We start from the raw sequence: 7,894 nt of genomic DNA, 5'->3' as shown, positions 1-7,894 counted from the left end.
TTGTGCTTTATTGGAACACTTTTGAGAAATAGTGTTTTGTATGGATAGGGTATACTCTAAAGAAACAGAAAAATGATATACATTGTTTCATTTCAATAAAAATAGAAATGGAGTGGAAACAATGAATATTGGATATGTACGAGTGTCAACAGAGCAACAAAACACCATGAGGCAGGAGGTACTCATGGAGCAGTATGGGGTGGAAACATTATATATTGATAAGGTAAGCGGTAAAAATACAGACCGACCACAGCTAAAAAAGATGATGGACTTTGTAAGAGAGGGGGATTGCGTGGTTGTGGAGAGTATTTCACGATTTGCACGCAGTACAAAGGATTTGCTTGACTTGTTGGAAAAGCTGTCTGACAAAAATGTTAAGTTTGTGAGCCAAAAAGAAAATATTGACACGGATAGTCCGATGGGTAAATTCTTTCTTGTGGTGTGCGGTGCGTTGGCAGAATTAGAGCGGGCAAACATACTGGAACGGCAAGCCGAGGGAATAGAGATTGCAAAACGTGAAGGAAAATATAAGGGACGTAAGCCAATCGAGATTGCTGACTTTGATAGAATATATCAGTCATGGAAAGAAGGAGAGATAACAGCGGTTTCTGCCTGTAAACTTATGGGAATAAGCAGGAGTACATTTTACAGAAAAGTGGACGAAAGGGAAAAGAAGGAAAAATAAAAAACAATATAAAACATTTAACACACGTTTCAGCGTGTGTTATTTTTTTGACTTTTTTAAGATATTAGGCATGGAAAAGGACATTACAATATTACTGACATAATTTAAAAAATTAAAAGGTGGTGGGTTAATTTACAGTAATGTGTAAAATTTGCATAGAGCAAAGAAAAAAGAAATATGCAAGCCGAGGATAAGAGAATGGTACTAGTTGATAAAATAGTGGAGCATAAAAGGCTACATGGGTGTAGTGACCTATATTTTAAAAATTATGAAAATTATGGGTGTATATGGAGACATGATTTTTAACAGCATGGAAGGGGTGCGTAGGTTATGGAAATTAAGGACAGCGATATTTTTGATGATTATGAGGAACAGAGAGACTACATAGATGAGGAATGGGTTGACAGAGAGATTGAAATACAACGCAAGGAACTAGCCGAGCAACGCAAGAAGGAGTGGGATAAAAAACATAATATTTACAGAGACAAGCGTGGCAGACTGAATAAAGGGGCATTACTAGCCAGTAAGGATAGCTGTAATGAATTAGGCATATTACTTCGGTATGATAGCGGTATGTCTGTAAAAGAGATTGTAAACTGCATGGAGTGTTCAAAATCTACGGTTTACAATGTACTTAAAAAACATAGGAATAAGAAAGGTAAGTCAGCTATTTTGGAAAATGCAACAGATAGGCGATGAATTTGTAACCATTCTTTTCATTTCAATAAAAAATGAAAAAAGTGTGTGACAGAAATATAGGCATGAAAATAATATATACATACCAACACCCCAAAGTAGAGTGTATTCCAATTCCCTGTGATATGATAGAGCTACATGGAAAAATGCCTTGACTCATTATAAGCCACAGCGTTACAATCCCCAAACATTAAGAAAGATTGGAGGATTGCTTATGGAAGAAAAAGTGGAACGCAGGATGTGTATGGATGCTCTTGAAAATGTGTCATTGCGATTGGGACAGCTAAACAATATGATAAAAAGTCTTTGCATTGGTATGCAACAAGAGAACATAGAGCAACAGGTAGTTGACTGCATGGAATGTATTGCATACTGTGTAAATGATATTCGAGCAATGACACTTGATGAATTGCAACAGATACGAGATGAACAGAACAATATGGATAAAATATAAAAGAGCATGGGTAATTGAGTTTACTCATGCTTCATTGTTTTAATAAGTGTTTGTAACGCTTGTATCTGCTCGGGTGTTAAGCCGTCAGTATCGAGTACAACAGAGGGTCTGTCATTTGCTTTTCCTAGTAGATAGTCGGTACTGCATTTATAAAGGTAGGAGAGAGCAAGCAGATTTTCAGTACTGGGCGTTCTCTCGGAAGTTTCATAACCGCTAACGATAGAGGGAGAAATACCCAGTTTTTTAGCAACATCAGCTTGTGATAGATTTTGTGACATTCTTAATTCTTTCAGCTTGGTTGATAAATCTTTAATCATTGTGTTGTCCTCCTACACGTATTGTATTGATATAAACAACACATTAGGAGTTAAATAAAAACGCTATAAGAGTTGAAATAAAACACTATAAGCAATATAATGGTACAAGTAGAGTGGTTTATTCATACAAGGAGAAGGAGATTAAGCACATGAAAAATATAACAGCGGAGCAGTTAGAAATTTTATTGTTAACAAAGGCTATGTCAGACAACATAGGTCGTGTGGAGCGTTGGGCTTGTTTGGATGATGTGGTGGACGAGCTTTTAATGGATGGTGCGATTGACAGAGAGGAATATTTAACATCAATAATGGAACTGACACAATTAGGTTTGATTTCAAGTGACATTGAGAGTGAAGAGGATATTGAAATGTCAGAGGCTGTCGGCTTTGAGATTGCAGGAGTGACAAAAGAGGGACTTGCATACATAGATAGCTTATATGCGGATACAACAGTTAAGGATAAAGTGGCAGCGTTTTTTGATAAGTTCAACGAGGTGTGCAACAAGATTAACGAGAATGGGGCGGTTAAATTGTTGGGAACAACAATAGTTCCAATATTGTCACTACTTACACAATTATAAGAATAGCAATGTAAAGAACTGGGAACAGCATTTATGTTTATCTGTTTATAAAGAAAATTTGGATAAGGAGCAAATTTATGAAAAGAAAAGTACTGGTAACAATGTTATGCTTAGCAATTTCTGTTTCTGCAATAGCTTGTGGAACTGAGAATACAGCAGAGCAACAAGAAGTAATTGCAACAGAGCAGACAGCGGAGACAGAAATAGTAGAGGAACAAGAAACGGAAACAGAAATAGAACTGTCAGAACTGGAACAACAGATTGAAAAGTTTAAGAATACTACTTCGTCTGAAATAACAGTAACACAGGATGTGCTTAGGGGGCAATGGAGAGTTGGAGATATGCTGACTTTAAAAGGAGATGCATATTATGGAGAGCCATTCAGATTGGGAAATCTTAGGGTAGATTATGATACAAGTTCAAAAAAATCTAATGTTATATTTACAAACAATGAGTTTGTTGCATCATATGATGATGCACGTGTTTACATTGCGACAGATGAAAATAAAAATATGCAATGTACTCTTGTTGTGTCAGGGTTGTATCGTGTAGTTAATCAAGGGGAAATTGATGAAGAAAATGATTGCTTTAGTTCGGAAATCGAATTGTTGATTACGGATGTAACTTCACAAAGTGACACAATAGATACAGAGGTGTGCAATGAATTAAACTCGGTAATAGGAACAACAATACAGAAAAACGTTGAGTTGTCAGAGGCATATATGGATTTGTCATATCTTACAGAGGAACAGCTTGCTGAATATGATATGGAAATACATGATTCTATAACATCAGAAGTTACTGGTACATTCGGATATAGACAAGATGGAAGTTATGGGATGGTTAATTATGATACTCCGATTATTAGTCAAGACAATCCTGTGACATTTGCATGGATAGGGAGAGAAAATAATAATGAGTTATTTGCAAACACTGTGCGCATGAAAATGAAGAACACAGTAGATGCTACCTACGGAGATGTAGAGCCTGGTGTTTTTTTATATGATGTAATACATCCTAATGAGGATATGAGAACGGAATAAGTATAAGATAGGGAAAAAGGCAAGCAATATAATGTGTTTATGCAAGGGAAACAGTATGAAAAGAAAACAATTAATAGCAGTCAGCATATTTAGTATTTGTTTGTTTACTTCTGCGTGTGGAAGTAACACAACTGATACAGAAACTATTGCGATTATGCAAAATACAGAAACACAGCAAGCAGAGATAGAGACAGAAAATATTTCAACAGAATTAGTAGAAGAAAGTTTGTCAGAGCCAACAGAACAGATTGAAGTGACAGAACCAACCACAGACACTTCAACATCAGAATATTTAAGTGAAAGTGATGAAATTGCTCATTCAAAATGGGCAGACATCAATGGAGCATGGGATGCAGAACACCAATATACATTATATGCGAAGTCACAAGGTGCAGACTATACAATGGGATGGTGTTGGATATACGAACATGGCAAGGCAGCAGGAGATCAGCCATCCTACGCGGTGTATATGAAAGAGGGAGATCCATTGTATGGAACTGTTTATCATGTAGGAGATTACCTGCCAATTGGAACACAATTTAGTGGTACCAATGATGAATGGGAAGGATTCATAGCTGAGGATATGATAAGACAAGCACAGGAAGAAGGCTTAGAGGTCACAGAAGAAGATGGAGCATACGTAATTCATCTTGACTAATCAAAATTATCTAGTGCTACTGTAACAGCATGGACTATTAGATAGATTTCCCTGTTTTTAGGCTCAATGTTCAAGGATAATTGTATTATATTTAAGAACATGGAGGTCAGGTAACATGGGAATATCATTCAAAAGTAAGAGAGAAAACAACATCATAGGTCTGGATATGATTTATCCAGACGGACACCCACGGACAGTCCTAATGGCAGAGTTGCCAATGGATGGGGACTGGCGAGCAGATGTTGACTTCTATGATGAAGTTGAGCAAGCCTATAAAAAGCGTTTACGCAAAGCATTGAACAGATAAGCATATTATCAAAGTAAGAGCATTACCCGAGCGGTAGTGCTTTTCTTTTTGCCTATCACCACATAAAATAGCTACATTTTCTAGGACTAGTGAGAAACTTGTGAGGAACATATTTTTCAATTTTTATTGAAGAAATAAAAATGTGGAAAATTTGAAAAAATCAGGCTCAAAATTTTTGTTGAAAAAATGAGTAAAGGGATTAATATTTTGGTAAGGGAGGGTATTTTAAATGTAGATTTCCCTAAGGGAAAATGATATTTTTTTAAGTGAAAAAGTATAGGGTGGATAAATGTGGATTTGAATATGTTAATAAAAATATGTGGATGAGGTAATAAAATTTTTTAATATATTTGAAAAGAAAGTCATTTCCAACAATTCTATTGACAAAAGAAATGTTTAATAGCGAATAGGTCATTTTGTATTGCTCTACAAACTCCACAATTCCACAATGATTTTCAGAATAAAACCCCTTGCATTCTGTCAATAGCCTTATCCGTGTGGTCAGCGTTAGTATTTATTTGTAAGATAAATAAAGGTTAGTGCTGTGGCACGGAAAGTTGAGGTATTCATCATGTGTATGTATTTGACAAACGGAAATTTTTTAGGACAGAGATTGATTGGCTATGATTGCTTTGACAGCAAGAGTAAGGGCTTTATCGGTATGAGTGAAAAGCAGATTATTGATAAGCTGAAACGAGGCGAGAGAGTTTATGGCTTTGTATTAGGCAATGTAGATGAAAAAGAAACATTGGCTTTAGATGTAGACGGCTTTAACATGACAAACTTACAGTTGAAAAGTGGGGTAAACAATTTGTCATGGATGAATGAAAATTTTGATTGTGATATGAACATGGCTTTAATTGTGGTATCTGTTTCAGTTGAAAGTGGCAAAAAGGTTTATGAAACAGTCAATGCCCGACACGCAAGAGTGGAATATGACGAGAGCAAACTGAAAATGATGATTGAACTTGGCATACCGGTTGCAGGTGTTAAACTGGATAAAAACCGGATTGCAGTATGTGAGGGTGTTGAAGTCTTTGAGAAAGTGAAAGAGAGTGCATAGAAAATTGATGTAACAGTAAAGAGAATGGTTTGTGTGAGAATATTACATGAACCATTCTTTTCTATTTGTTGTATGGTTTGAAATATGTACAAAAAGTTAATAGTCAAAAATGTTACCAACAGTACAATTTGAATAAGTGGAAATCATATATGATTGATAAAAAGTTTTGAAAAAGAATAGGCGTAGTAAAAGAGCATTTTTGGATTTGTGGTAAATAATTTAGAAGAGAGGTTATTTACCATGGATAGCAAGGAAGTAGGTAGCGTATGCAATGAAAAGAACGTATGTTCAGACATGGCAACAGAGTTTATAGTAGTGTTGTCTAAAATAATAAGTGAATATTATGCAAGTGAAGAGGAGGATTAAAAAATTATGAAAAAGAGAGCGTATGTATATACAAGAGTGAGTACAGCCGTCCAAGTGGATGGCTTTTCTTTGGAAGGTCAGCTCAAAGAAATTGAGGCATATTGTGATTATAAGGGCATTGAGATTGTCAGAAAATATGAAGATGCAGGTGTAAGTGGGACAAGCATTCAAGGCAGAGAACAATTTCAAAAGATGCTGAAGGATGTAAAAGAAAAGAGAGAAATTGATTATGTCATTGTGTGGAAATTGTCACGTTTTGGCAGAAATGCCTGTGATACACTGAATGCCTTGGAAACATTAAAAAAATATGGGGTAAATCTTATTGCTACCAAAGAGTCATTGAGTAGTGAAGAATTAACAGGAGATTTAGTAATAAAAATTCTTTCTATTGTTGCTGAGATGGAGAGGGAGAATATCATTGAGCAGACCAAAAATGGCAAGAAGTACAATGCTCTGCAAGGTGGATGGAATGGAGGACAAGCCCCGTATGGGTACAAACTTGACAATAAAAGATTAGTTGTTGTGCCAGAGGAGAAAAAGGTGGTAGAATACATATACGATTTATTTTTGTCAGATGACAAAATTGGATATACAGGCATTGTGTGCCGCTTAAATGAGGAAGGCATTGAACCGAGAAAAGTGCCAAAAAAGTCATTGAAGGACAAGAGTATTATTCCACCACAGGAGCACTGGGATAATTCAGCAGTAAAAAGAATTTTGGATAATCCTGTGTATATAGGAAAACTGGTATATGGTAAAGATACCATAGTAAAACAGGAAGATGGTACAAAAAAGAGAGTACATAACGCTGTTTATACTTTGGTAGATGGTCTGCACGAGCCGATTATTGAAGAACAAAAATGGAATATGGTGCAGGAAAAAAGAAAGCGTATGGCAAACAAACATAAGCGAGATAAGAGCAAGAAAAGTGAAGTAAAAAATCTGCTATCTCAACTTATTATATGTCCGGAATGTGGTAATCGTATGATTGCAACAAAGACAGGGGGGCATAGAAACAAACATGGTGAAATGAAGTATTATCATAGTTATGTTTGTGGATATAACAACAACCATAAAGGTTGTTGTCACAAAAATGCCGTAAAAACAGAAAGGATAGATATTCCTGTTATTGAGACTTTAAGAGCCTACATTCAAAAAAAGGAGTTTATGCTGGCTGTCAAGGAACAACTTGAAAAACAAGTTGATATATCCAGTATAGAAAAAGAAATAGCAGGCTGTAAAAAAGAACAGGAAAAGTTACAGGCAAGGGAAAGTCAGCAGTATTCTATTTTGGAGAAAATAGGATATGATGAGAAGTATAAAAATGTCAAGGAGGATAGAATACTTGACGCAATCAACAGGATTGCAGAGGAAAGCAGTGCCGTGCAGGAAAAGTTACTGGCAAAGGAAAAAACTTTGACTGCTGCAAAGAATAATAGTCTTACTATGGAAAAAATTCAGTATGCAATCGAGAATTTTGCAGTAGTATTTCAAAGTGCAAGTAAGGACTTACAAAATGAACTGATACAACATTTTGTGGATGAAATCAGACTTGAAAGAGATAGTGAGAATGGCAAGTTATATCCAAAGTCAATGGTTATCAAGTTTACTGGGGAAGAGATAGATTTGGTTGTGGAAAATTTGGGAGTTAAAAAATCGCATGTGGAAACCGTCTGTTTACTGTCGCGTAAAGTCCCAGTTTAAGCGGGTTTCAGGGCTTTTTT

Annotated in this window: 11 protein-coding genes; 10 read left to right on the top strand and 1 reads right to left on the bottom strand. The window is 35.9% G+C overall.

Translation table 11 applies throughout. The features are described 5' to 3' along the window. The first annotated feature begins 121 nt into the window (after window positions 1–121). The 3 genes from ASU35_RS17935 (at window position 122) to ASU35_RS17925 (ending at window position 1,835) form a co-directional block, all read left to right on the top strand. The gene (locus ASU35_RS17935; protein WP_058354331.1) at window positions 122–685 is read left to right on the top strand and encodes a recombinase family protein; all 564 of its coding nucleotides are present in this window, start codon (window positions 122–124) and stop codon (window positions 683–685) included. Window positions 686–1,015: 330 nt separating this feature from the next. Further along, window positions 1,016–1,384: a helix-turn-helix domain-containing protein gene (locus ASU35_RS17930; RefSeq protein ID WP_058354330.1), complete on the top strand. Its 369-nt coding sequence runs from the start codon at window positions 1,016–1,018 to the stop codon at window positions 1,382–1,384. Between the two features lie 211 nt (window positions 1,385–1,595). Beyond that, window positions 1,596–1,835 (top strand): hypothetical protein, encoded by a 240-nt coding sequence (locus ASU35_RS17925; RefSeq protein ID WP_058354329.1) that lies wholly within the window; start codon window positions 1,596–1,598, stop codon window positions 1,833–1,835. 20 nt (window positions 1,836–1,855) lie between these two features. Here the strand turns inward: ASU35_RS17925 and ASU35_RS17920 are convergent, their stop codons facing one another. Beyond that, window positions 1,856–2,152 (bottom strand): helix-turn-helix domain-containing protein, encoded by a 297-nt coding sequence (locus tag ASU35_RS17920; RefSeq protein ID WP_058354328.1) that lies wholly within the window; start codon window positions 2,150–2,152, stop codon window positions 1,856–1,858. A 149-nt stretch (window positions 2,153–2,301) separates the two neighbouring features. Between ASU35_RS17920 and ASU35_RS17915 the strand changes: the two genes are divergently transcribed. The 7 genes from ASU35_RS17915 (at window position 2,302) to ASU35_RS17890 (ending at window position 7,874) form a co-directional block, all read left to right on the top strand. Beyond that, entirely contained in the window at window positions 2,302–2,733 is a 432-nt protein-coding gene (locus tag ASU35_RS17915; RefSeq protein ID WP_058354327.1) for a hypothetical protein, read from the top strand. Window positions 2,734–2,810: 77 nt separating this feature from the next. Then, window positions 2,811–3,776: a hypothetical protein gene (locus ASU35_RS17910; protein WP_058354326.1), complete on the top strand. Its 966-nt coding sequence runs from the start codon at window positions 2,811–2,813 to the stop codon at window positions 3,774–3,776. Window positions 3,777–3,831: 55 nt separating this feature from the next. Then, a complete protein-coding gene (locus ASU35_RS17905) occupies window positions 3,832–4,434 on the top strand; it encodes a hypothetical protein (protein ID WP_147525492.1) in 603 nt (200 codons plus the stop codon). Between the two features lie 115 nt (window positions 4,435–4,549). Next, a complete protein-coding gene (locus tag ASU35_RS17900) occupies window positions 4,550–4,741 on the top strand; it encodes a hypothetical protein (RefSeq protein WP_058354324.1) in 192 nt (63 codons plus the stop codon). Between the two features lie 544 nt (window positions 4,742–5,285). Further along, the gene (locus ASU35_RS17895; RefSeq protein WP_147525491.1) at window positions 5,286–5,804 is read left to right on the top strand and encodes a hypothetical protein; all 519 of its coding nucleotides are present in this window, start codon (window positions 5,286–5,288) and stop codon (window positions 5,802–5,804) included. A 240-nt stretch (window positions 5,805–6,044) separates the two neighbouring features. Then, on the top strand, window positions 6,045–6,170 hold the full coding sequence (locus ASU35_RS20540) for a hypothetical protein (RefSeq protein ID WP_278278090.1): 126 nt from the start codon (window positions 6,045–6,047) through the stop codon (window positions 6,168–6,170). A gap of 6 nt (window positions 6,171–6,176) precedes the next feature. Further along, entirely contained in the window at window positions 6,177–7,874 is a 1,698-nt protein-coding gene (locus ASU35_RS17890; RefSeq protein WP_058354322.1) for a recombinase family protein, read from the top strand. The last annotated feature ends 20 nt before the right edge of the window (window positions 7,875–7,894 follow it).

This window comes from Acetivibrio ethanolgignens, assembly GCF_001461035.1.
GTDB lineage: Bacteria > Bacillota > Clostridia > Lachnospirales > Lachnospiraceae > Velocimicrobium > Velocimicrobium ethanolgignens.
This window is presented reverse-complemented; position numbering and strand designations above follow the sequence as displayed.